This window comes from Bacillus sp. 22190, from assembly GCF_052045575.1.
GTDB lineage: Bacteria > Bacillota > Bacilli > Bacillales > Bacillaceae > Bacillus > Bacillus altitudinis.
Genome location: NZ_JBQEPF010000003.1, coordinates 223,464 through 247,814, shown reverse-complemented (window position 1 = coordinate 247,814; position 24,351 = coordinate 223,464). Strand labels below are relative to the sequence as shown.

29 protein-coding genes are annotated in these 24,351 nt (G+C 41.3%); all 29 read right to left on the bottom strand.

The window, feature by feature from the left end; genetic code table 11:
- Window positions 1-6: 6 nt before the first annotated feature.
- A complete protein-coding gene (locus ACTJKA_RS06010; RefSeq protein WP_007499552.1) occupies window positions 7-789 on the bottom strand; it encodes an isoprenyl transferase in 783 nt (260 codons plus the stop codon).
- A gap of 129 nt (window positions 790-918) precedes the next feature.
- On the bottom strand, window positions 919-1,476 hold the full coding sequence (frr, locus tag ACTJKA_RS06005) for a ribosome recycling factor (RefSeq protein ID WP_008344764.1): 558 nt from the start codon (window positions 1,474-1,476) through the stop codon (window positions 919-921).
- A gap of 1 nt (window position 1,477) precedes the next feature.
- Complete coding sequence (gene pyrH / locus ACTJKA_RS06000; RefSeq protein ID WP_008344767.1) at window positions 1,478-2,200, bottom strand: UMP kinase; 723 nt, start codon at window positions 2,198-2,200, stop codon at window positions 1,478-1,480.
- A 134-nt stretch (window positions 2,201-2,334) separates the two neighbouring features.
- Window positions 2,335-3,216, bottom strand: coding sequence for a translation elongation factor Ts (tsf, locus tag ACTJKA_RS05995; RefSeq protein ID WP_007499558.1), 882 nt, complete (start codon window positions 3,214-3,216; stop codon window positions 2,335-2,337).
- A gap of 91 nt (window positions 3,217-3,307) precedes the next feature.
- Window positions 3,308-4,042, bottom strand: a complete 735-nt coding sequence (gene rpsB, locus ACTJKA_RS05990; protein WP_007499561.1) for a 30S ribosomal protein S2 — start codon at window positions 4,040-4,042, stop codon at window positions 3,308-3,310.
- A 154-nt stretch (window positions 4,043-4,196) separates the two neighbouring features.
- Window positions 4,197-4,736, bottom strand: a complete 540-nt coding sequence (locus ACTJKA_RS05985) for a hypothetical protein (RefSeq protein ID WP_017367254.1) — start codon at window positions 4,734-4,736, stop codon at window positions 4,197-4,199.
- 21 nt (window positions 4,737-4,757) lie between these two features.
- Window positions 4,758-5,525: a FliA/WhiG family RNA polymerase sigma factor gene (locus ACTJKA_RS05980; protein WP_007499565.1), complete on the bottom strand. Its 768-nt coding sequence runs from the start codon at window positions 5,523-5,525 to the stop codon at window positions 4,758-4,760.
- Window positions 5,526-5,549: 24 nt separating this feature from the next.
- Window positions 5,550-6,050, bottom strand: a complete 501-nt coding sequence (locus ACTJKA_RS05975) for a chemotaxis protein CheD (protein WP_007499566.1) — start codon at window positions 6,048-6,050, stop codon at window positions 5,550-5,552.
- On the bottom strand, window positions 6,050-6,676 hold the full coding sequence (locus tag ACTJKA_RS05970; protein ID WP_007499567.1) for a chemotaxis protein CheC: 627 nt from the start codon (window positions 6,674-6,676) through the stop codon (window positions 6,050-6,052). Before ACTJKA_RS05970 ends, ACTJKA_RS05975 begins: the two co-directional genes overlap by 1 nt.
- 12 nt (window positions 6,677-6,688) lie before the next feature.
- Complete coding sequence (locus ACTJKA_RS05965) at window positions 6,689-7,150, bottom strand: chemotaxis protein CheW (protein ID WP_008344771.1); 462 nt, start codon at window positions 7,148-7,150, stop codon at window positions 6,689-6,691.
- Window positions 7,151-7,174: 24 nt separating this feature from the next.
- A complete protein-coding gene (locus ACTJKA_RS05960; RefSeq protein WP_113747346.1) occupies window positions 7,175-9,202 on the bottom strand; it encodes a chemotaxis protein CheA in 2,028 nt (675 codons plus the stop codon).
- A gap of 5 nt (window positions 9,203-9,207) precedes the next feature.
- Window positions 9,208-10,290, bottom strand: coding sequence for a protein-glutamate methylesterase/protein-glutamine glutaminase (locus tag ACTJKA_RS05955; RefSeq protein ID WP_440607654.1), 1,083 nt, complete (start codon window positions 10,288-10,290; stop codon window positions 9,208-9,210).
- Window positions 10,287-11,192 carry a MinD/ParA family protein gene (locus ACTJKA_RS05950; RefSeq protein ID WP_035392057.1) on the bottom strand — a complete coding sequence of 302 codons (906 nt, stop codon included), beginning with the start codon at window positions 11,190-11,192 and terminating at the stop codon, window positions 10,287-10,289. The genes ACTJKA_RS05955 and ACTJKA_RS05950 overlap by 4 nt, the downstream gene beginning before the upstream one ends.
- Window positions 11,189-12,307: a flagellar biosynthesis protein FlhF gene (flhF, locus tag ACTJKA_RS05945; RefSeq protein ID WP_345912257.1), complete on the bottom strand. Its 1,119-nt coding sequence runs from the start codon at window positions 12,305-12,307 to the stop codon at window positions 11,189-11,191. The genes ACTJKA_RS05950 and flhF overlap by 4 nt, the downstream gene beginning before the upstream one ends.
- Window positions 12,307-14,340, bottom strand: coding sequence for a flagellar biosynthesis protein FlhA (gene flhA, locus ACTJKA_RS05940; protein ID WP_008344782.1), 2,034 nt, complete (start codon window positions 14,338-14,340; stop codon window positions 12,307-12,309). Before flhA ends, flhF begins: the two co-directional genes overlap by 1 nt.
- A 29-nt stretch (window positions 14,341-14,369) precedes the next feature.
- Window positions 14,370-15,458, bottom strand: coding sequence for a flagellar biosynthesis protein FlhB (gene flhB, locus ACTJKA_RS05935; protein WP_007499576.1), 1,089 nt, complete (start codon window positions 15,456-15,458; stop codon window positions 14,370-14,372).
- Window positions 15,455-16,234, bottom strand: a complete 780-nt coding sequence (gene fliR / locus ACTJKA_RS05930) for a flagellar biosynthetic protein FliR (RefSeq protein ID WP_007499578.1) — start codon at window positions 16,232-16,234, stop codon at window positions 15,455-15,457. The genes flhB and fliR overlap by 4 nt, the downstream gene beginning before the upstream one ends.
- Before the next feature lie 6 nt (window positions 16,235-16,240).
- Window positions 16,241-16,510, bottom strand: coding sequence for a flagellar biosynthesis protein FliQ (gene fliQ / locus ACTJKA_RS05925; protein WP_003211206.1), 270 nt, complete (start codon window positions 16,508-16,510; stop codon window positions 16,241-16,243).
- 16 nt (window positions 16,511-16,526) lie between these two features.
- Window positions 16,527-17,192: a flagellar type III secretion system pore protein FliP gene (gene fliP / locus ACTJKA_RS05920; RefSeq protein WP_007499580.1), complete on the bottom strand. Its 666-nt coding sequence runs from the start codon at window positions 17,190-17,192 to the stop codon at window positions 16,527-16,529.
- Entirely contained in the window at window positions 17,185-17,844 is a 660-nt protein-coding gene (fliZ, locus tag ACTJKA_RS05915) for a flagella biosynthesis regulatory protein FliZ (RefSeq protein ID WP_024720357.1), read from the bottom strand. The genes fliP and fliZ overlap by 8 nt, the downstream gene beginning before the upstream one ends.
- Window positions 17,845-17,862: 18 nt before the next feature.
- Window positions 17,863-18,225, bottom strand: a complete 363-nt coding sequence (locus tag ACTJKA_RS05910) for a response regulator (protein ID WP_007499584.1) — start codon at window positions 18,223-18,225, stop codon at window positions 17,863-17,865.
- 27 nt (window positions 18,226-18,252) lie between these two features.
- Window positions 18,253-19,374 carry a flagellar motor switch phosphatase FliY gene (fliY, locus tag ACTJKA_RS05905; RefSeq protein WP_007499588.1) on the bottom strand — a complete coding sequence of 374 codons (1,122 nt, stop codon included), beginning with the start codon at window positions 19,372-19,374 and terminating at the stop codon, window positions 18,253-18,255.
- Window positions 19,364-20,362 (bottom strand): flagellar motor switch protein FliM, encoded by a 999-nt coding sequence (fliM, locus tag ACTJKA_RS05900; RefSeq protein ID WP_008354483.1) that lies wholly within the window; start codon window positions 20,360-20,362, stop codon window positions 19,364-19,366. The genes fliY and fliM overlap by 11 nt, the downstream gene beginning before the upstream one ends.
- A 32-nt stretch (window positions 20,363-20,394) precedes the next feature.
- The gene (fliL, locus tag ACTJKA_RS05895; RefSeq protein ID WP_007499592.1) at window positions 20,395-20,823 is read right to left on the bottom strand and encodes a flagellar basal body-associated protein FliL; all 429 of its coding nucleotides are present in this window, start codon (window positions 20,821-20,823) and stop codon (window positions 20,395-20,397) included.
- Window positions 20,820-21,035 carry a flagellar FlbD family protein gene (locus ACTJKA_RS05890; protein ID WP_008344794.1) on the bottom strand — a complete coding sequence of 72 codons (216 nt, stop codon included), beginning with the start codon at window positions 21,033-21,035 and terminating at the stop codon, window positions 20,820-20,822. The genes fliL and ACTJKA_RS05890 overlap by 4 nt, the downstream gene beginning before the upstream one ends.
- Before the next feature lie 37 nt (window positions 21,036-21,072).
- Window positions 21,073-21,867: a flagellar basal body rod protein FlgG gene (gene flgG, locus ACTJKA_RS05885; protein ID WP_171465327.1), complete on the bottom strand. Its 795-nt coding sequence runs from the start codon at window positions 21,865-21,867 to the stop codon at window positions 21,073-21,075.
- Window positions 21,868-21,884: 17 nt separating this feature from the next.
- The gene (gene flgD, locus ACTJKA_RS05880) at window positions 21,885-22,331 is read right to left on the bottom strand and encodes a flagellar hook assembly protein FlgD (protein ID WP_171465326.1); all 447 of its coding nucleotides are present in this window, start codon (window positions 22,329-22,331) and stop codon (window positions 21,885-21,887) included.
- Window positions 22,331-23,653 (bottom strand): flagellar hook-length control protein FliK, encoded by a 1,323-nt coding sequence (fliK, locus tag ACTJKA_RS05875; RefSeq protein WP_171465325.1) that lies wholly within the window; start codon window positions 23,651-23,653, stop codon window positions 22,331-22,333. The genes flgD and fliK overlap by 1 nt, the downstream gene beginning before the upstream one ends.
- Window positions 23,654-24,340 carry a MotE family protein gene (locus ACTJKA_RS05870; protein WP_017359089.1) on the bottom strand — a complete coding sequence of 229 codons (687 nt, stop codon included), beginning with the start codon at window positions 24,338-24,340 and terminating at the stop codon, window positions 23,654-23,656.
- Window positions 24,341-24,351: the final 11 nt, after the last annotated feature.

Here is a 24,351-nt window from a genome sequence, read left to right as displayed (position 1 = left end):
CACCCTCTAAATTCCACCGAACCTCCGGCCGCGGCGCTGGTACTCTCCGATAGCGCCTATGAGATGCTCATCAGAAAAGTCAGGCCAAAGCACATCCGTAAAGACAAACTCGCTGTATGCAATTTGCCAAAGCATAAAGTTGCTTAATCTAATTTCTCCACTCGTACGAATAAGCAAATCCGGATCTTGAAGAGATTCTGTCATTAAATAAGCTGAAAACATCTCTTCTGTTATGTCTTCTGCTCGAAGCTTGCCTTCTTTGACTTTTTCAGAAATTTGTCTGCATGCAGAAATAATTTCTGTCCGTCCTCCATAATTGAGCGCAAAATTTAAAATGAGTCCGTCATTATTCGCCGTACTCTTCACTGCGTTCTCTACCGCTTTTTTCGTATGCTGCGGGAGGCCGTCTGGATCACCTGTTAAACGTACACGGACATTTTCCTCGATGAGTTCAGGCAGATAGATGTTTAGAAACTCTTCAGGAAGCTTCATTAAAAAGTCTACTTCTAATTTTGGACGTTTCCAATTTTCTGTAGAGAAAGCATACAAAGTCAGCACTTTGACATTCAGCTCATTTGCAAGCTTGGTCATGCGCTTGACAACTTTCATTCCTTCATGATGTCCTGCTACCCGTGGAAGCGCACGTTTCTTCGCCCATCTTCCATTCCCATCCATGATAATGGCGATATGTTCAGGAATTTCTCCATTTAATATGTCTTCTTTTGTCAGGCTTTCTAAGTTGGAAGCTGCTGTTTGCTGATTCTTCCAATTTTTGAGTATATTGAGCATGAGATTCCTCCATCACCCAAAAAGGTTGCGTTCCCGCTAATAATATAGTCCTCAACAGTATTAACAAAAAAACCCCCTGTAAACATGAAGAGGGTCTTTTCACTATTATCTATTGTACATAGTTTTTTCTTAAACTTCCATGATTTCTTTTTCTTTATCTTTTGTCACTTCATCAATTTTAGCGACATATTCATCTGTCAATTTTTGAACATCCTCTGTAGATGATCTTAATTCATCTTCAGTGATCTCCCCATTTTTCTCTAGCTTTTTCAATTCATCGTTTGCATCACGACGAACGTTACGAACAGCTACTTTTGCTTCTTCTGAGTATTTTCTCACAACTTTTACAAGTTCTTTACGTCTTTCTTCTGTTAGTGCTGGGATCGCAATACGGATCACGTTTCCGTCACTTGTTGGTGTGATACCAAGATCAGACTTTTGGATCGCCTTTTCGATATCACCGATCGCTGTTTTATCGTAAGGTGTGATAATCAGCATACGTGCTTCTGGCACTGTAATTGACGCAATTTGGTTTAGTGGTGTTTGCGCACCATAGTAATCCACTGTTACTTTGTCTAAAAGGGAAGCATTAGCTCTGCCCGCACGGACAGTTGCTAGTTCACGTCCGTATGCTTGAACGGCTTTTTCCATTTTTTCTTTTGTTTGGTTCAACACTTCTTTTGACACGTTATTTCCCCCTCACGATCGTTCCGATTGATTCGCCATTGACGGCACGTTTAATATTTCCTTCTTCCATAATAGAGAAGACGATTAATGGAATGTCATTGTCCATACATAATGAGGACGCAGTAGAATCCATTACAGCAAGCCCTTCTTTTAGTACATCAAGATATGAAAGCTTATCATATTTTACTGCATCCGCATCTGTACGAGGATCAGCACTGTAGACACCGTCTACATTGTTTTTCGCCATTAAAATGACATCTGCTTCAATTTCAGCTGCACGAAGTGCTGCTGTTGTATCAGTAGAGAAATAAGGGTTACCAGTACCTGCAGCAAAAATCACGACACGTTTCTTCTCAAGGTGACGGATCGCTTTTCTTCTTATGTATGGCTCTGCAACCTGTCTCATTTCGATAGAGGTTTGTACTCTAGACTGAATGCCAAGCGTTTCTAGGCTGTCTTGTAATGCCAATGAATTCATCACTGTTGCAAGCATTCCCATATAGTCTGCTGTTGCCCGGTCCATTCCTAAGTCACTGCCTGTCTTACCACGCCAAAGGTTTCCTCCGCCTACAACGACTGCAACTTCAACATCAAGTTCTGCAATTTCTTTTACTTGCTTTGCAATTGATTGAATGACAGTTGGGTTAATTCCATTTCCAGCATCACCAGCTAGTGCTTCTCCACTTAGCTTCAGTACAATGCGATTATATTTCGGTTTGCTCATGATAACCTCCAAGTGTAAACTATACCGTCTCTTATTATGCGTAAGAAACCGTCTTTTGTAAATCAATATCCTCTAAAAAATAGGGAACACAGTGCTTGTGCTCCCTAAAAAAGCCCCAGAGAGCTTTTCAAACATTATTTTTTCACTTGGCTCATAACTTCTTCAGCAAAGTTGTCTTGACGTTTTTCGATACCTTCGCCCACTTCATAGCGAACATAAGTTTGAACAGTTGCATTTTTCGCACCTACAACTTGTTTCACTTTTTCATCTGGGTTTTTAACGAATGCTTGGTCAAGTAAGCAAATTTCTTCGAAGAATTTGTTTAGACGGCCTTCTACCATTTTAGCAACGATATTTTCAGGCTTTCCTTCTTGTAGCGCTTGTTGTGTTAATACTTCACGCTCACGGTTTGCTTCTTCTTCAGACACTTGGTCACGAGAAATGTATTTAGGGTTTACAGCAGCAACGTGCATTGCGATGTCTCTCGCAAGCTCTTCATCAGTTGTTCCGTTAAGAACCGCTAATACACCGATGCGTCCGCCCATGTGTAAGTAAGAACCGAATGCAGCGTTATCTTCTTTTGTGATGACTGAGAAACGGCGCAGCGTAATTTTTTCTCCGATTTTCGCAATTGCAGAAGTAATATGTTCTTCAACTGTTGAACCATTTTCCATTTTAGAAGCATGTGCTTCTTCAATTGTTGCAGGTTTCGCAGCAAGTAAATGATCAGCAAGTTCGTTAAGAAGATTTTGGAATCCTTCGTTTTTCGCAACGAAATCAGTCTCAGAGTTCACTTCTAGGATAACGCCAGTGTTGCCGTCAGTTTTAATAAGAGTTAATCCTTCTGCCGCAATACGGTCTGCTTTTTTCGCAGCTTTTGCGATCCCTTTTTCTCTTAGAAGATCGATTGCTTTATCGATGTCACCATCAGTTTCTGTTAACGCTTTTTTACAGTCCATCATACCTGCACCAGTTTTTTGACGCAGTTCTTTTACTAATTGAGCAGTAATTGCCATTTTACATTTCCTCCTTCTATGTTAAAACACGGATTACTAGGTGAAAAAAAGGTGATAAAAGGCAGTTCCCTCTTATCACCTTTTGAATAGGTTACGCAGTTGTTGTTTCAGTTTCTGTCGTTTCTTCTACAACAGCTTCTTCTTCGCCTTGTTTAGACTCAAGAATCGCATCTGCCATTTTAGCAGTTAGAAGTTTTACAGCACGGATTGCATCATCGTTTGCAGGGATCACAACATCAATTTCGTCTGGATCACAGTTTGTGTCAACGATACCGATAATTGGGATATTCAATTTACGAGCTTCTGCAACTGCAATACGCTCTTTACGAGGGTCGATAATGAAAAGTGCATCTGGAAGACCCTTCATGTCTTTGATTCCGCCTAGGAATTTTTCAAGACGTTCTAATTCTTTTTTCAGTTGAACGACTTCTTTCTTAGGAAGAACTTCGAACGTACCGTTTTCTTGCATTTTTTCAATATCTTTTAAACGTTTGATACGTTTTTGGATTGTTTCAAAGTTTGTTAACGTTCCACCAAGCCAGCGTTGGTTTACATAGAACATACCAGAACGGATTGCTTCTTCTTTCACTGAATCTTGTGCTTGCTTTTTCGTACCAACGAAAAGAATTTTTCCTCCGTCAGCAGCAAGGTTTTTCGTGAAGTTGTAAGCTTCCTCTACTTTTTTCACCGTTTTTTGAAGATCGATGATGTAGATACCGTTACGCTCTGTAAAGATGTAACGCTTCATTTTTGGGTTCCAACGGCGTGTTTGGTGACCGAAGTGAACACCAGCTTCTAGCAATTGTTTCATAGAAATAACTGACATGTTGTTGCCTCCTAATATAATGGTTTTTTTCCTCCGCTTAAGTCATGTTCACATAAAACTGCGCCACGGCAGCACCTTCATACGAATCATTAAGCGTGTGTATTTAACACCAAGAAATAATATAACACATGATGGACTGACAATCAAGAATCCTTTACAGCTTTCCGCTAAATTTTAATAAAAGCTCGATTTCTGTCTTGCCCGTTTTTAATTCTTTCGCTATTTCTTCTAATGATAGCCCTTGATCATATAAGGCCTTTACTTGATCCTCAAATGTTTCTTCTATTTCACTTTCAGAAGGCACAGAAGCTTCTGTTTCAAGACTTGAAACGGGTTCGTTTACCTTCTCTTCCTGCACCTCAACTTCGCTAAGGAGAGCCGACAGGTGCTCTGGAACTGGATCTTCACTTTCTACCGATTGCTGGGATTCAATTGGTGGTTGTGGTTGCTTTGGTGTCTGAAGATCCGATTTCAGCTCTTCAGCAGAAAAATCAGGGGAAGTGGCTGCAGCTTTTGATAGTTTTTCATTCTCTTCTTTGACTTCCATCAAAAATGCAGCCAGGGTATTTTCCGTTTCTTCTAAAAGCTCTCGCTGCTTTTGTTCTGTTGCCTTCAGCGAATTCATTCTCGTGTATAAAATGATCACAAAATAAATAAGTGCAGCATGAAGCATAAAGCTAATCAGCCATAGCATATTTTTTCACTCACTAACTCTTTAAGATTGAATGGCTTTATCAAGCAGATGCTTAAGCTTGAACAATGCCTTTGAATGAATTTGCGAAATGCGGGAGGTCGATAAGTTAAGCACTTGACCGATTTCCGTTAACGTCAATTCCTCTTTATAGAAAAGACTAATCACAAGCTTTTCTTTTTCCGAAAGCTCTGTCATTTTTTCGGCAAGCTGTTCAATTAATTCATCTTTTAGCATTTTCTCTTCAGGTGTCACAGTCTTTTCGTCGCGAATCATGACTTGAACGTTTTCTCCGTCTTCTTGATCATGCAGCTTCTCATCAATTGAGAGCAAATTCGCAAAGAACCCTTCATTCATCGTTGTGACCACATCTTGTTCACTCATGCCGAGTTCTTCAGCAACCTCTGTTGGTGTCACATTTCGCAAATATCGCTGTTCAAGCTTTTCAATTGCCGCTTCTACTTTTTTTGTTTTTTCTCTTGATGTACGAGGCAGCCAGTCCTCTTTACGAAGACCGTCGATGATGGCCCCGCGAATTCTGAAGGATGCATATGTATCAAACTTCAGATCTCTTCCGGGGTCAAATTTTTCAAGGGCATCATATAAACCGAGCATCCCTAGACTGATCAAGTCTTCTTTGTGCACTGACTTCGGGAGACCGATGGAAATTCTTCCAACATGATATGTGACGAGCGGCATATAGCGGCGCATAAGATCATCTCCAGCAGCTGGGTCCTTCCACTCTTTCCATCTAGCCCATAGCGCCTGATCTTCGTAATTTAAGGATTGCATCTTTCTCCCCCTATACTTCCTTAGTTATATCTTCATAATGCCTTGTTTCACAGTGCGGATCTCAAGTTCTGTTGTAAGCGGATCGAATTCAATCGTGCGTCCATTGTTTCCGCCCGTGTCCTCACTAATGATCGGGATATGATGAAGAGACAGATGTTCTTTCACAGCTGATACATTTCTAGGTCCAATTCTCATCAGATCATTGGTTGACTTAAATTTAAACATTTCTGCACCGCCAGCAAGCTTCGCTTTTAGCGCATGTTTGCGCGCTCCTTCTTTTAAGAGCAGATCAATTGTATGCTTGACACCTGTATCTGCATACTTAGCCAAGTTCTCTACAGCTCCTTTTGAAAGAGAGGAGTCTGGAAGCATGACATGGACAAGTCCTGCCAGTTTTTTTTCTTGGTCAAAAAGGACAAGTCCTACGCAAGAACCGAGACCGGATGTCCGAATACGGTCCGGTGTTTTCACAAGCTGAACATCCGCTATACCAACCTTTACAACTGCCGGAATCTGCACGTTCATTATAGGTTACCTAATGCTTTGAACAGTTTTTCAAACGATTCAAAGTCTGGTAATAGAAACATATTTCCTTTCAGCTCTTGCTGATTTTGATCATCGAAAATCGATGTATCAATCACAATCGCCTGATCGCCGAGAGGGCTAAACTGCATTAATCCTTCACTAATGACAGCCCCGAACATGTCGAGCGTGACATCTGGAACACTTGGGTGAAGCTGCAGTTTTGTTAAATCGGCAAGTGCTGATAAATAAGAGCCTGCTAAAATATTTCCTAGCTCATGAAGCGCTGATGTTCCTAGCATGTGTTCATGAATCGTATCAATATCAAATGCTGGGTCCTGAACAAGCTCTCTTACAAATTGTTCAGCTTGTTCAAACGGCATAATGAAAAAGATTGAACCGGTAAGATCACCCTCCATTCGCAAAAAGATACTGGCAACTGGAAGGTCTGCTCCACCAAAGAAATCCATTAAATCTTCAAACGAGAGAACTTTGACAAAAGGAACAGCCATATCAATTTTGCGATTCAATAGGCTGGCAAGAGCAGACGCTGCATGGCCTGCTCCGATATTCCCAACCTCACTTAATATATCTAGCTGTTCATCTTTAATTTCATTGAAAATGCTCATCTCACATCCCCCTTAATGAACAGGTGCATCTTGCACGCTCTTGTCGAGGACCGCACCAGCATGAATGATATTGAATAGACGCTGATCATGCTTAATAATTCCTGTCACCCATGACAGTCCTTCTTTTTCAGCTGAATCAGTAGAAGATTCTACCTCTTCCTGATGAACAGTAATGACATCATTTGCTTCATCAACAATCCAGCCGACTTCAATGTCACCAACTTGTACAATAATCATTCTTGTTTCGTCTGTAATCTCGTTGTCAGTTGATCCAAGTCTCACTCTAAGGTCAATGACAGGTGTCACGACACCACGTAGATTAATGACACCGCATATATAAGGGGCAACGCCAGGAACTCTTGTCGGCTGCTGCCATTTTTCAATGGACTTTACTTCTGATACTGAAATGGCGTATTCTTTTTTGTTTACGATAAACACAATCATCTTTTCGCCAGTTTTGATATCTGTACTCATTTCAGACCGCTCCTCTATTGTTTTTTACTTAATCAGTGCATTACAGTCAACGATGAGTGCAACCTGACCGTCACCTAAGATTGTTGCGCCTGATATCGCAAATACGTTTGGTAGGTAATCTCCAAGTGATTTCAATACAACCTCTTGCTGACCGATAAACGAATCGACCACAAATGCTGTTAGCTTGTCTCCTTTACGGACAACAATAATGTGCAGTTCTTCTTCTAAATCATTCGCATTTGGTACGTTGAACTGTTTCTTCAAGTACACAACCGGTACGATAAATCCACGGAAATCAATGACTTCACGATCATGCGTTTGAAGGATGTCACTCTTCTTAATGACAGCCGTTTCTATAATAGAAGAAATCGGAATAGCAAATGTTTCTTCCTCTAGTTTCACAAGAAGTACGGAAATGATCGATAATGTGAGTGGAAGCTGAATTGAGAACAGTGAGCCTTGACCTTCTGTTGAGTTAATACTCACAGAACCACCTAATGATTCCAGCTTGTTTTTCACAACGTCAAGACCTACACCTCGGCCCGAGATATCAGAAATCGTATCAGCTGTAGAGAACCCTGCTGCAAAGATCAATGAATCAATTTGGTGATCTTCAAGTGTTTCCGCTTCTCTTTCTGTAATAACCCCGCGCTCTAATGCTTTTTCAAGGACCTTTTTACGGTTAATCCCGCCGCCATCATCTTCGACTTCAATGAAGACATGGTTTCCGCTATGATATGCTTTTAAAAGAACAGTTCCTTTTTCTGGTTTGCCTTTTTTCACACGTTCTTCTGGTGATTCAATCCCGTGATCGAGACTGTTTCTAAGTAAGTGTAAGAGCGGATCGCCAATTTCATCGATCACTGTTCGATCAAGCTCTGTCTCAGCACCTTCAATGATCAGTTCAATTTTCTTATTGAGCTCTTTCGTCAATTGACGAATCATACGTGGGAATCTGTTAAACACCGTTTCTACAGGCACCATTCTCATGTTCAAGATGATCGATTGCAGGTCGCCAGAAATACGGGACATTCTTTCCACTGTATCCGTGAGTTCGTTGTTTTCAAGTTCTTTGGCAATCTGTTCTAAACGTCCTCTATCTATGACAAGCTCTTCAAACAGGTTCATAAGTGAATCTAGACGATCGATGTTGACACGGATCGTTTTCGTTCCGCCGGCAGCTGCACCGTTATTGCCATTTGCTTTTGGCGCATCGTTTGCTGGCGCTTTAGTGGCAGGAACTGTGGCTTCTTCATTTTTCTGCTCAGGTTTCGCTGCTTTTGTTTCAGCCGGAGCCGCTTCTTCAAAGGCAGAGACTTCAGAAATCTCCACTTGTTCAACCTCTGAGATCGCTGTCACGATTTTTTTCACTTCTTCCATCGGCTGTTTCGATAAGTAAGAAATGCTGAATTCAGATTCAAAATCTTCTGATTCTAAAAGTTCTGCATTCGGAACCGTTTTGACAACTTCTCCTGCTTCGTTCAGTCTTTCAAAAATCATATAGACACGAACGGCTTTTAATAAGCATGCGTCACTTAATGTCACGTTCAGCTCATAACATTTAAAGCCTTGTTCTCTCGCTTCATCAAGAACTGTTCGTTCAAATTCGTTATAGTCTAGGTCGCTTGCAGCTGATGATGCTTCAGCTGTCTCAACGGCAGATGCTGTTTCTGCATGGCTTCCTGTCACATCTAGTTTTTTACTAATCTCCGTGACATCACGTTTTCCATCCCCGCCCTCTGCAATCGATTGAACCATTGCTTCAAGGTGATCGAGTGCTTCAAACATCGTATCCATTGATTCAGGAGTGACAATCATTTGTTCGTTTCTGATGGCATCAAACATGTTTTCTAAATGATGTGTTAATTGAGCCATATCATCATAGCCCATCGTTGCACTCATGCCTTTCAGTGTATGAGCGGCTCTGAATATATCATTCACTAGCTGCAAGTCTGTTGGGTTCTTTTCTAATTCAAGAAGTTTTTCATTACAAGTTTGTAAGTGTTCTCTGCTTTCATCTAAAAAGATATCTAAGTATTGGTTTACATCCAACGTGTTCACGCCCTCTCTTTTTTCATGGAGCTTATAATTGCATGTGCGATGTCATCCACATGCCTTGTTTCATGTGCAAGGCCTGCTTTAATGACTGATTTAGGCATTCCGAAAACAACACATGATTCTTCTTTTTCTGCAATGACTTTTGTATGACCGCTTCCGACCATTTTTTTGACACCTTCTGTGCCGTCACTACCCATTCCTGTCATAATGACAGCGATTTTCTCGTAACCTTTTATGTTGCTGATGGATTCAAATAAATAGTTAACAGAAGGTTTGTGACGGCTGTCAGTGTCTTCTGGGGACAGCCTGATCACTAAAGCTGCCCCTTGTTCATGAAGTGACATATTCAATCCACCAGGAGCTATGTAAGCCACTCCATTTTTAGCGATGTCTCCATCTTGAGCTTCTTTGATTGTAATTTCTGATAAATGATCTAATCTAGTAGCCAGCGATGCCGTAAATCCTGCCGGCATATGCTGCACAATCAAAATCGGCGCCTCTATGTCTTTTGGCAGCTTCGTGACGACTCGTTGAAGCGCCCTAGGCCCTCCCGTAGAAGTTCCGATTGAAATAATCTTTCGGAGTGATGAGCCGCTTCTTACTTCTTGCAGACGGGGAGCGGCCGCTGGAATTGGACTTGGCGGCTTCATGAACGGCTTAGGAGAAACTTGTTTCTCAGTACGTTTTCTAGACAGGCCTGCCGCAAGTACCCGCTCTACAATTTGACCTCTTACTTTGTGTAAATCGAGCGAAATACTTCCTGATGGCTTTGTCACAAAGTCAAAAGCACCGAGTTCTAAGCAATGGATGGTTAATTCCTTCCCTTGCTTCGTCTGGCTTGACACCATAATCACAGCAAGGTCGTGTTCAGCCAGAATTTGTTTTAATGCTTCTGTTCCATTTAGAACAGGCATTTCCACATCAAGTGTGACAACATCTGGATTCAATTCCTTAATCCGCTTTAAGGCATCTTCTCCATTTCGCGCCGTTCCGACGACTTCAATTTCTTGCTCGGCACTTAGGAAATCACTGATGAGTTTTCTCATAAAAGCCGAGTCATCTACTACAAGCACTCTAATCATGAGTCCACCTTCCTCCTTTTAAAAAAAGAGGACAACTTATCTATAAACGTATGCTGCTCTCTCTGTGCCTCTCTTATCTGCTGATGATAAAGTGTTTCAGCCAGCATTTTAATGGTTTTACTTAGCCTTGAATGAGGCTGCTTCATATAAAATGGCATTTGTTCAGTGACTGCTTTAGGAACAGCAGGATCATCAGGTACCGCACCAGCAAATACAAGCTTTCGGTGTAGAAATGACGTCACCACTCCTGCTAATTTCCGGTACGTTTCAGATCCTTCCGAAGGGGTTTTACACCGGTTGACAATGATTTGAACAGACTGTTCAAACTGATGAATGGCTAAGTGCTTAATTGCGCTGTAGGCATCCATGATGGATGTTGGTTCTGGCGTTGTCACAACAACCACTTCTCCTGCCGATAAGACAAAAGGGAGTTGATCTTTTGACAAGCCTGCACCCATATCAAAGAATATACAATCAAAGTCATTCAATATTTTCTCCATCTCTTCTAAAAAGAACGACCATTGATCTTTGTCTAAAGAAAATAGCTGTTCAAGCCCGCTTCCGCCAGAAATGTAATACAGATTGTCCGTTCCTTTTGTCATAGCCGCTTGGAAGGATTTTTTCCTAACAAGCACGTCTAATATAGAGCTGGTCGATGTTTTCCCTAGTAAAATATCAATATTCCCCATGCCAAAGTCGAGGTCGATGATGAGCACTTGCTTGCCCGTACTTGCGATAGACAGTGCCATATTCAGCGTCAAATTCGATTTACCTACTCCGCCTTTACCGCTCATGACAGCAATGGTTTTCGCTTGTCCATTCGCACGAAGAGAGTTCGGTACAATCAGTTGGTTCTGCTGAACAAGCTTTCTTAAACCTTCGGCTTGGTCAGGCTTCATCATTGTAAGACCATCCTTGTCAAATCAAGGGGGGAACTCTCAAGAATATCCTCAGGCACATTTTGGCCATTTGTTAAAAACCCGAGCCCGATTTGAGATTCTGCAATGATTTGAAAGATCGTTCCCATCGTGTCTGTTTCATCAACTTTTGTGAAAATAAATTGATCGATTGGAACGTGTTCAAAACGTTTGACCATGGCTTTCATATCTTGATATTTCGATGTCGCACTCATGACGAGAAAACTTTGAATGCTTTCATCAAATGGAATGATATCTGTCAGCTCTTTGATGTACGCCTCTTCTTTAAAGTTACGGCCTGCTGTATCGATGAAAATATGATCATAATTTTTAAAAGTCTGCTGTGCTTTCACAAAGTCCTCTCTTGAATAACAAACCTTAAGCGGTGCATTTAGCAGTTCAGCATATGTTTTTAGTTGTTCAATCGCTGCAATCCGGTACGTATCTGTTGTGATAAAAGCAATTTTCTTTTGCTGCTGAATAGCCGTTTTCGCAGCAAGCTTTGCAATCGTTGTCGTTTTACCAGCACCAGTTGAACCAAACAACACAATGTATGTTGAACGAATCATCGGCTCATCAGAAGTGTGAGCTGGTAGCATACCTGTGAGCAGTTTTTCAAGTTCTTTTTCAATCTGATCTTCTTTCACAGCACCCTTTGTTAAAAGACCCTTTAAGCATTCATCTCGAATCTCATCATCAAGACCTTGATCTTTTAGCTTTTGATCAATCTTCATGAGAGAATCCGGCAAGATCCCAGCATGTCGCTCGTTTCTTGCATATTCTAAAGGCTGAGAATGAGAAGGCGCTGCTTTAACTGCTTGAGTGGCAGCCGACAGCTCTTGCGTAAGATGTTGAATCTGCTCCTTTTTCGGTAAAACCGGGATAGGCGCAGCTGCTGGTTGTAATCCTTTACCGGCTCTTTCTTCAAAATCTTGATCCAGCACTGCAATCACTTCGACCATTTGCTGTTTCTTTAAACCGAACAGCTTTCGTTTGACAACGGTTTTCGAATTTAATATGACGGCATCCTTCCCAAGCTGCTGCCTGATTTGGATCGTTGCCTCCTGCATAGAATTCGCTGTGATTTTTTTCATTTTCATTAGATATCCACCACTCCGATGCTCTGTACTTCCACATTTGCTTCTAGTTCGTTATAAGATAGTACCGGTAAATCTGGGAAATATCTTTCTAACAACTGTTTGACGTACATTCTTATAGGAGGTGAGCATAATAGAACCGGCGTTTCCTGACGAAGCGAAAGCTGTTCAATTTCTCTCGCCACTGATTGAATCACACTTTCAGAGGATTCTGGATCTAACGATAAGTAGTTCCCATGCTCCGTTTGCTGCACACTGTCTGCAATCACCTTTTCGACTCGGCCTGAGCATGTCACGACTTTCAGTGATTCATTTTCTCTTGCATACTGTGCAGTAATCTGTCTTGCAAGTGCCTGTCTAACATACTCTGTTAGCAAGTCTGTATCAGTCGTTAATTTTCCGTAGTCTGCAAGGGTCTCAAAAATGGTCACAAGGTTTCGAATGGAGACCTTTTCTTTCAGAAGTTTTGCAAGTACTTTTTGGATATCCCCGACTGCTAGTGGATTCGGTGTTACCTCATCTACTAGAACTGGATAACTTTCTTTCAGATGATCGATTAATTGCTTTGTTTCTTGGCGTCCAAGCAGTTCGTGGGTATTTTGTCTAATCTTCTCTGTGATGTGTGTAGACACAACAGATGCTGGATCGACCACTGTATACCCAAGCATTTCAGCCTGATCTTTTTCTGCTTCTGATATCCATTTTGCCGGCAGACCAAAGGATGGTTCGATTGTTTCAATTCCTTCAATCGGATCATCATCAGGCGTTGGGGACATCGCTAAGTAATGATCAAGCAGCAGCTCTCCTTTTGCCACTTCGTTCCCTTTTATTTTGAGCCTGTATTCATTCGGGTTCAGCGCAATGTTGTCTCGAATACGGACAACTGGAATGACAAGACCTAGTTCAAGAGCAAGCTGCCTTCTGATCATCACAATTCGGTCTAGCAGGTCTCCGCCTTGATTGGCATCTGCAAGTGGAATCAACCCGTAGCCAAATTCAAATTCAATGGCATCCATTTGCAGGAGATGAATGACACTTTCTGGACTTTTCATCTCTTCTACCTCTGCCTGTTCTTCCAGTACTTCTTCAATCTCTTCTTGATCCTGTTTGTTTTTCGACATCATGTACGCACCGAGTGCAAGTAAACCTGCGATCGGCCCTGTCAAAAGTACGCCAATTGGCGTAAACAATCCAAGCAGGAAGATCGTGCCTGCTGTGACGTAAAGCATGGCAGGGAAGGCAAAGAGCTGACCCGTAATGTCTGAACCAAGGTTTCCGTTAGAAGCCGCTCTCGTGACAACAATCCCTGTCGCTGTTGAGATGAGAAGTGCAGGGATTTGCGACACAATTCCGTCCCCTACTGTTAAAAGAGTAAAGTGGGAAGCTGATTCTTGAATCGACATTCCTTGCTGAATCATCCCAATAATGATGCCAAAAATAATATTGATAATAACGATGATAATACCTGCGATGGCATCCCCTTTAACGAACTTACTTGCACCATCCATCGCACCATAAAAGTCTGCTTCTCTTGCTACTTTTTCACGGCGGTTTCTAGCTTCACTTTCTGTCAGCATTCCTGCATTCAAATCTGCGTCAATACTCATTTGTTTACCTGGCATCGCGTCGAGTGTAAATCTGGCCGCAACCTCTGATACACGCTCCGCCCCTTTGGTGATGACAATAAATTGAATAATGATCAGAATAAGGAAGACAACCAGACCAACGAGTATATTGCCCCCAACAACAAATGAACCAAACGTTTCTACAACCTTACCAGCATCTCCAGTTGATAAAATAGAACGGGTTGTAGAGATGTTAAGCCCTAAACGAAACAGTGTTAAGAGCAAAAGCAAAGACGGAAAAATGGAAAATTGCAGTGGTTCTTGCATGTTCATTGTGGTGAGAAGCACGATAAGCGCAAGAGAAATATTAATAATGATTAAAATACTTAATAGGATGGGCGGAAACGGTATGACCAGCATCGCCACGATTAAAATAACACTGAATAAAACAGATAAATCTCTTGCTGACATGCCTGTTCTCTCCTTTTAAAACCAAAAATTCATAAAATCTTTTGTTTCGTTTTATATACGTAAGCCAAAATTTCTGCGATCGCCTTAAAATATTCTTCAGGCACCGCTTGGTTGATATCCACTTGATCGTAGAGGGCGCGGGCGAGCGGCCGGTTCTCTACAGTCATGACATCATGTTCTTTCGCAATTGTTCTAATTTTCAAAGCCAAAATATCCGTTCCCTTTGCCACAACAAACGGCGCGTCCATCTTTTCTTCGTCATATTTCAAGGCAATTGCGTAGTGGGTCGGGTTTGTAATGATGACGTCCGCTTTTGGGACTTCCTGCATCATCCGTCTCATGGCCATTTCCCTTTGCCGCTGTTTAATTTTTGATTTTATGAGCGGGTCACCCTCTGATTTTTTATACTCATCTTTGATGTCTTGTTTAGACATCCGTAAGTTTTTTTCATAATCAAATTTCTGATACATGTAGTCAAGCCCAGCTAAGATGAGAAGAGCACCTGCTGCATATAGACCCATAATCAAGGTCATATTTGCCACGAAATGAAGGGTTTCCTCTGCAGTGAGTAGAGGGAGCCGCAAGATTTCGTCAAAGTGCATCCATAGAGCGATAAATGTCGCAAAGCCAACAAAACCAATTTTTAAAATGGATTTTAATAGCTCAACGAGTGCTCGAATACTGTATATTCGTTTAAACCCTTTGATTGGATCAAGCTTTTCTAATTTGGGCTTGATCACTTCAGTTGAAAAGAGAAACCCAACTTGTAAATAGTTACTGATGATCCCTGCCAGCATCCCAACACCAAGAATTGGCATGAGGAGGAGACCTGTCTCTTGAAGCAATTCCAAGAATAACTGGTGAATATTAGATGTGCTAACCTTCATTAGCATCGTTGTTGAATAAAAACGTTCAATGAGCGCAATAATACGCTCTTTCATAAAAGGCCCAATAAAAAAGAATGATAAAAAGATTAGTAGAAATGAGATGGCTGTATTGACGTCGGTACTTTTGGCAACCTGCCCTTTTTTACGTGAATCCCGTCTCTTTTTCGGTGTTGCTTTTTCTGTTTTTTCACCTGCGAAAAATTGCAAGTCGAGTCTAAGTCTTGTCGTCATGACGAACCACCGACCAATGCTAAGAAATTCCTCATGGTGAGCACAATCGTTTCAAATGTATTTTGGACGACCCCGAAGATGACACCCATACAAATGATGATCATAATAAAACTCACGCCCATTTTAATGGGAAGTCCAACGACAAATACGTTCATTTGCGGAACTGTACGTGCCACAATTCCTAATGCCAAATCGACTAAAAACAAACTAGCCACAACAGGTGCTGAGATTTGAAATGCTATGATGAACATTTGGTTGAAGCTCTTTGCAATAAAGTACGCAAAGGATTCACTGCCGAAGTTCAGCGCATACTGATCAACTTGAATATATTGAAAACTGTAATAGATTCCATCAAGCAGCAAATGATGAGCATTTGTTGCCAGCATTAGTAGCAAGGTCACCGTATAAAAAAACTGCCCCATCAGTGGCGTTTGCGCCCCTGTTTGTGGATCAATAATATTGGCAATCGCAAAACCCATTTGAAAGTCGATGAATGAGCCGGCAATTTGAACTGCGGACACCATGATATATGCAATCAGTCCAAGAAGAAGTCCGACCATTGCTTCTTTCACGGCAAGCATCATGTAAAGACCATCGATATCGAGTGCTGGCGGTTCTTTAATGGTGCTAAAACTAATGACAGCCAAAAACAGTGAAAAACCAACTCTGTGAACTGCTGGTATCGTTCGATGCGCTAGTAGCGGCACTGTCACGAAAAAAGCGGTGATCCGAATGAAAACGAGAAGAAAGGCAGGAAATAATTCTATGATTGACATCTCTGATTAACCTGCAAATCGATCTAAATTCGAGAACAGCTCTGTTGTAAATGACACAATTGTTGAAAGCATCCACGGACCAAACACAACAAGTCCAATGAGCACTGCAACAATTTTTGGAATGAACGCAAGCGTCTGTTCTTGGATTTGGGTTGTCGCCTGAAACACACTGACAATTAGTCCCACGATTAGTGCGAGCGCAAGAAGCGGCCCGCTGACAAGTAATACAACATACACTGATCTTTCAGCCATCGTAATGACAAATTCTGAACTCATGTTTTAAGCACCTACTCTAAAAGCTTTGCAGCAAAGATTTAACAATCAAATACCATCCATCAACTAATACAAATAACAATATTTTGAAAGGGAGCGATATCATAACCGGCGGAAGCATCATCATCCCCATCGACATCAGGACACTTGCGACCACCATGTCAATAATTAAAAATGGAATAAAAATCATAAAACCAATTTGAAATGCCGTCTTTAATTCTGAAATTGCAAACGCTGGTACCATCGCCGTTAAAGGAATATCTTTAATCGATTCAGGGGTATCCATTTTTGCGTAACTAAGAAATAAAGCCAAATCTTTCTGTCTCGTATGTTTACTCATAAACTCTTTAATTGGCACTTCGGCTTTTTCATAGGCCTGATTTAACGTAATATCATCATTTAAAAGCGGCGTGAGTGCCTCTTTATTAATCTCTGAGAACGTGGGTGCCATAATAAAAAATGTGAGAAACAGTGCAAGTCCTACAAGCACTTGGTTTGGCGGCATTGAGTTGGTTGCAAGTGATGTTCTGACGAACGAAAGAACAATCACAATCCGTGTAAAACAGGTCATTAAAATAAGAATGCCTGGTGCAACTGAAAATACAGTTAACAATAAAAGGAGACGGACAGATGTGCTAATATTCCCTGCGCCACTGGAATTAAATAAATCGATAAACTCATTCATTTTGTTTCGGGCCTTTCTTTCTGACTTCTGATTGGGTCTTTTTCAATTCGGCTAGCTGCGCCTTTAAATTGGCTGAAAAAGAAGAAGTGGTCGGCTGATCGTGCTTCTTCACTTGCGATGTTAATTTTTGCATCATTTTCGGTAAGTCAGTCTTACTTTCCATCGCTTCTTCGTATTGTTTCACAATCGCTTCGCATTCTTGTTCATCATCGATTTCTTTTAGCAGCTGGATTGAGTCTGCTACGCCGACAACTAATACTCGTTTGCCCACTTTGATCAGCTGAACTGAACGATTTTGACCAACCGTCGTTCCGCCAATATTTTCAACATAGCGAAATGGCTTGAGTAAGCGGTTTTGCTTTCCAACAAATCTCACCAATCCGTAAATGAGCAGGATGACAAAAAGTAAGGCACCAATCATTTTGACAAAATCCATAATGGAGACAGAAGAAGAGGGAACTTCTTCTGCCGGATTCGTTTGATTGTCAGTGGTTTTCTTTTCTGTATCCTTTTTGCTTTCTTTCTCATCTTTGAGCCAGTCATTCACTGTGCCATTTTCAGGATCTTTTGTTTCAGCAAACAGTGAGGCGGGCTGCGCTGTCAAGAAAAGCATAAAACTGATCATTGCTATACATATCAAACGTTTTTTCAACAAGTCTTACACCCTTTTTTAGCCTAACGTTTTATTAATTGCTTCAAGTACACGGTCTGCCTGGAATGGCTTCACGATAAAGTCTTTTGCACCTGCTTGAATGGCATCAATAACCATTGATTGTTGTCCCATCGCTGAGCACATAATGATTTTTGCCGAAGCATCGATTTGTTTAATTTCTTTTAATGCTGTGATCCCGTCCATTTCTGGCATTGTGATATCCATTGTGACTAGATCAGGAGATGTTTCTTTATATTTTTCAACAGCTTGTGCGCCGTTTTCTGCTTCTCCTACTACATCAAATCCATTTTTTACAAGAATATCCTTAATCATCATTCTCATGAATGCTGCATCATCTACGATTAATACCTTAGTAGCCATTTACTTATTCTCTCCCTATATGTTTGTTTATTTTAAATTAGAAAGTCTTTCAGACTGACTTAAAATGTCAGTCACACGTACACCAAAGTTCTCATCAATGACAACAACTTCTCCTTTGGCGACGATTCGTTTGTTGACCAGAATGTCGACTGGCTCACCTGCAAGTTTGTCCAGTTCAATGATACTTCCAGCGGAAAGTTCAAGTACTTCTTTCACACTGCGCTGCGTTCTTCCAAGCTCCACTGTAATGGAAAGTGGAATATCCATCAGCATATCAAGATTACCGAGCTGACTTGTTGTATGCTGAGGCTCACTGAATGCCTCAAATTCAACTGGCGCCACATTGACAGGTTCTGCCGGCTTTGGCTTCGCCTGTCTTTTCGGCGGTGCCGATTGCTGCATAGGAGCAGATTGTGCTTGCGGAGCAGCCTGCTGTGGTTCAGGTGCACTCTGAGGTGCTTCTTGAACCGGCTCTTCTTCCGCTGGGTCTGTTAATTCTGCAATCAAATCTTTCGCAAACGTAATAGGGTAAAGCTGCATAATATTTGAATCTATGAGTTCACCTATCGTTAATCTAAAGGACACTTTAACAAGCATCTCTTCAGCTGGAATGCGGTCTGTGCCTTCTCCTTCTTTCACATCAAGCAGCTCAACGCGAGGCGGAGAAATATCAATCTTTTTATTAAAGACTGTTGACATGGACGTCGCTGCTGAACCCATCATTTGGTTCATCGCTTCTTGTACTGCACTTAAGTGAATTTCACTTAACGACGGGTCAGCATTTGTTCCATCTCCGCCCATCATTAAATCCGCAATGACTGCCGCATCGGTTTGTTGGATGACAAGCAGGTTACTAGCGCTGAAGCCTTCCGTATAATTCACTTCAATCGCGACATACGGATGAGGAAATTCCTCATTCAGCTTGCTTTTTTGAATCACTGTGACAGTTGGAGTTGTAATCTCCACTTTTTGACTTAATAGGGTTGAAAGTGCTGTTGCAGAGCTTCCAAATGATATATTTCCGATTTCCCCAATGGCATCTTGTTCCATTGCAGAAAGGAGTGTATCAGGCTCTATATCGTCATTGCTGCCTCCTTTAAGGAGCGCATCGATTTCATCTTGTGATAATTTACTTCCGTTATTCTCCATCTTCTTCACCTCTTATGTCGTGATCTAGAATTTGAATCGCCTGTTTCCGATTCACGCGGCCGGCCTGTCCCAAGAATTTCGGTTTATTTCCGACCATAACAGTAAGAGGCGCATTTACTGGTTTGTCCAAGGCAATACAATCACCAATTTCCAAATTCAAAAACTCTTCCACCGTCATTTCCGATTGTCCAAGCTCTGCGACTACCGGTATTTTCGCCGTCATAATCCGTTTTTCAATGGCCTTTGTTTCTTCTTGTTTCGGTTCATTTCGTTCCGATTGCATCCAGTAGTGTACAGACAGCTTCGGAATAATAGGCTCTAATACTACGTGAGGAATACAGAGGTTAATAACCCCGCTTACCTCACCAATTTGTGTATTAAGAGAAATGACGACAACTGTTTCGTTTGGTGACACCATTTGAACAAACTGGGGATTTACCTCGAAATCTGCCATTTCTGGCTCGATGTCGGTTATGGACTGCCACGCTTCTCTGTAGTTTTCCAAAGCTCCCTCAAACATGTTTGAGATAATCTTTGTTTCGATTTCTGTCAGTGATTCTGTCTTATTATGACTAATGCCAATCCCACCCATCAGCCTATCCATCATGGCATAGCCAATCGTTGGGTTCACTTCAAGCATGATTCTTCCTTCAAGCGGGCTGACGTAAAATAAGTTTAATAATGTCATATTAGGAATCGAACGAATAAATTCTTCATATGGCACTTGGTCAACCGAGCTGACAGAAATTTGAATATATGATCTTAGCTGCGCTGAAAAGTGTGTGGTAAGCAGTCTAGCGAAGTTATCATGAATTCTTGTTAAACTTCGAATCTGGTCTTTTGAAAAGCGCAGTGCACGTTTAAAGTCATACACTTTCACTTTTTTCGTCGTTTCTTCTTTTTTCAGCTCTTCTGCATCCATTTCGCCTGTTGATATGGCGGATAATAATGCGTCGATCTCATTCTGGGAAAGCACTTCTCCTGACATTTCTTCACCTCCATCGTGTCAATTAATCGCCTCTATTGCAGATTAAAGGAGGTTATATAAACTTCTTTCACCTTGCCATCTTGCAAATAGTTATTCACTTTGTTTTTGACCTGTGTTTTAAAATGTTCTCTGCCTTTTTTGCCATCAAGTTCATCTGCATTCGTGTCTGATAAAATGTCAATCACGGCATCTTTCACTTGGAAGCTTCTTTTTTCAAGCTCTTCTTTGGCTTTTTCTGAATCTGTTTCAATATTTAGTACAAGTTTAACCGCATTTCCTTCAGATTTTAAATTGGTCACAATCTCAGGAATTTCAACAGAAGCTTTTACGACTTCATCTGCTGTTGGCTCTTTTTCTGCTTTTGCTTCGTCTGACCCATTCACCAGAAAGACAATACCTGCTCCAATTCCGACGATAGCAATAATCATGATTAGCATTACTACGACTAATTTCTTCTTCATTCAAACTCCTCTATTCCTTGATTCAATGAAATGACTTGGATTTTTCTATAGAAAGAAATAATTTTCTCCTGAAGCTGCTCTTCATCTTCTTTCACAACGAATTTCTTTCCATTGGCGAGTGTTATGGTCGTGTCTGGAAAGCTTTCGATTTGCTCGATATGGAGAGCGTTGAGCATAAATCCTTTGCCATTTAATCTTGTCACTTCAATCATATTAAGCAGAGAAGCGATAAACCGCTCCCCCTACCTCCTATCGTTTCAGATTCACAAGTTCTTGCAGAATTTCATCAGATGTTGTGATCGTCTTTGCATTCGATTGGAATCCACGCTGTGCGATAATCATTTCTGTAAACTCGTCTGTTAAATCAACGTTTGACATTTCAAGTTTACCTGTTTGAAGTTCACCTGTTCCTTCAGATCCAGGGGCAACAGGTTGACTTGGAGCACCTGAACTTTGTGTACGCCGGTAAAGATTCCCTCCAACCTTATCCAAACCTGCTGCATTGTTAAAAGTGACTAGCGCTACCTGACCAGCTGTCTCTGTTTTGTTGTCCTTTACATACGTAATGGTGCCATCAAGCCCAACGCTGACACTTGAAACACCATCCATTGGCACATTAATTTTATTACCAGCTGCATCAAGTAAATAATTCCCATCAGGTGTTACCAGATTCCCTTCAGTATCAGGTTTGAAGTTCCCTGCTCTCATATAAAGGGTCTCTCCTTGCTTTTGTATCTGGAAAAATCCATCTCCATTGATATAGAAGTCCCATGGATCACCTGTATCTTGAGAAGAACCTGGCGACATTATTTTGTCAATAGATGATATAGAAGATCCTAAACCAATTTGTTTTGAGTTGATTGAACCAGTGTTGTCCGTTGTTCCACCAGAACTTGCAATCGTTTGGCTGACCATATCTTTAAAAGTGATACGGCTTTTTTTGAATCCGTGTGTATTGACGTTGGCTACGTTGTTGGCTACAACATCTAATTTTGATTGGAAGTTTTTCATTCCACTAATTCCTGAGTAAAGTGAGCGTAACATTTATTTTCCTCCTCGAATTACTTCGTTTTTTCTCCAACTGCTGTAACATCCCAAGGGCTGATTTTCGTTCCATCTTCCAAAATAAGCAAGTATTCATTATCTATGTTTTTAACAGACTTCACAGTGCCTGATATATCTTTATCATCCAATTTGCCCGATACTTCTTTACCGATCCACCCTACATACGTCGTAAACGGATCTTGGTGTGCAACAAATGTAGACATGAGCTGATTCAGCTTGGTGATAGAATCGTTCATATTGGTTTGCTGTTCTAAAGATGAAAATGTCGCAAGCTGAGTGACAAACTCACGGTCATCTAGTGGGTTTGTTGGATCTTGGTTTTGAAGCTGCGTGAGCAATATTTTCAAGAATTGATCTTTGCCTAGCGTATCTGTTTTCTTTTCTGCTTTTGAAGAAGTGTCTGTTTGTGTGGCTGTTCTATTCGTCGCATCAACAGTTGCCATTAGATCTCCTCCTCTTCTTCTTCTGATCCAACAAGCGCATCTAGTACATCTTGGAATTCAGCTTCCTGTTCATCAGGCTGCTGGAAACTTTGTCCTTTTGATGGCTGCTGCTTGCCTTCCTCATTAAATTGTCCAAAAGACGGCTGCTGATTTGACTGAAGCGGTATATGGAAACGGTCAACTTGAACCGACATATTCGGTAGCGCCTGCTTGAGCTGCGGCAGATGATGCTCGAGCAGCTCTTTTGCTGCTTGAGTTGAAGCTGTAATTTTACTCGCATACATCCCGTTTTGTTTCGTTAGCTGGATGGTAATAAACCCTAGATTTTCTGGATTTAATCGTACGGTAAACCGTCCGCTTGAATTGCCAAATGGTGTGAACTTCATTTGTTTCCACGTATTTAAAATCTGCTGATCAACCGTGCCTGGCTTTTCGTCAGTTGTTTGCGTCTGCTGCACAGAAGCAGCTGATTGCAGTTGGAAGAACTGTTTATGCCCTGGAAGCAGCGTATGGGTGATTGTTTTTTCAGAAGCAGGTGCCGCAGTGCCTTGACCTTTGATGACTTCTTTTTTCATAAGCCATTCAAGTGAGGCAGCACCTTTTGCTGGAGATGAGAAGGAAGATTCTTGCCTTGGAGCAACCATTTCTTTTAACTCTCCTAAGGAAATTTTCCATTCTTTATCTGACCCTTTCGCATTCGCCATCATATGATCGATTAACTGATTAAAGTGTTTCAGCTCGCTTTGCGACATATTATTCAGCTTAGGTGCCGATCCTTGCGAGAAGAACTGCTCTTTTACTTGTTGAATGAGCTTTTCATCTGCTCCGTTTTTCGTTAGAAACTTGATGAAATCTTCACCTTTTGCTTGAATATCCTGTACAAGTTTTGCATCAAAGCTCACCGGCTGCTGATTCAGTATTTGATATAAGAAAAAGTGGACTTGTATGAGCTGTTCACTATGTTCAGCAACTGGCTTCTCATCCTGATCGCCATAGATAACCGATTCCATCTTTTGAAATAGCTCTTCAAGTGACTTTAAGTCAGCCCCTTCAAGCTTTTGACCTTGCAGCGCCTGAAGTGCCGTAAGAAGATCTCCATCTATTCCTTCTTCAGGTGATTGCATCCATCTTTCAATGATTTGCATCGCATCATTCATGGATAGAGTGATTTCCGCTGGTTGAGAAATAGCTGGACCACTTTGAATACCTGCGCCATTTAACAATTGTTTAAACAGGCCGCGAGCAGATACTGCCCCCTCTCCCTTTAGTCCCGAGAGACTTTGGGAAGATTGCTGTAAGGCTCCAATGTCCAATAGCTTCACTTATTGTCCACCCCCATTTTCACTTTCTTCTTTTTTGGCAAGCTCCTTCGTGAACGTTGCTGCCTTCTGAGGTGTCAGTTTTGCTAATATGTCCGTCAGCTTATTTTTACTCAGTTCTTCAAGGATCTTCAAAGCTTCTTTATCACTTAGCTCTGATAAAATTTTGGCAGATTTCCCTGCATCCATGCTTTCATAAATGCTGGCGACCTTTCCTTTTGATTGCTGGTTAGAAGATGCTGACGAATCAGAGGAAGATCCTGATGCGTTATTACTTGATGATGTACTGTTTGATGAACTGTCACTTGCTGACGTGTTCTCTTTATCAGATGTTTTTTCAAGTGAATTGATTTTTTGATTCAATCGTTTAATCTCTTCATCACTTGTCTTCAAGTCTTTTTGAGCAATTTCAAGTTCATTCTCTTGTTCTTTAATCGTCTTTTTCAACGCTTTCAACTCTGTATCACGTTGATCGTTATTTGAAGATGACGTTTTTGATGTGTCATCTGATCCAACCAAGCTGCTAATCCCCGGAATGTTTTGGAGCGGTTTCTTTAGATCATAACCCGCCATATAAAGGATTGTGCCCGTCACGATCACAAGCACAACCAATGGGATAATGACAATAAACAAGATCCATTGAAATTTACCGCCGCCACTTGATTCCTTTGTTTTTTCCTTCTTAGGCATTCATCTCGACT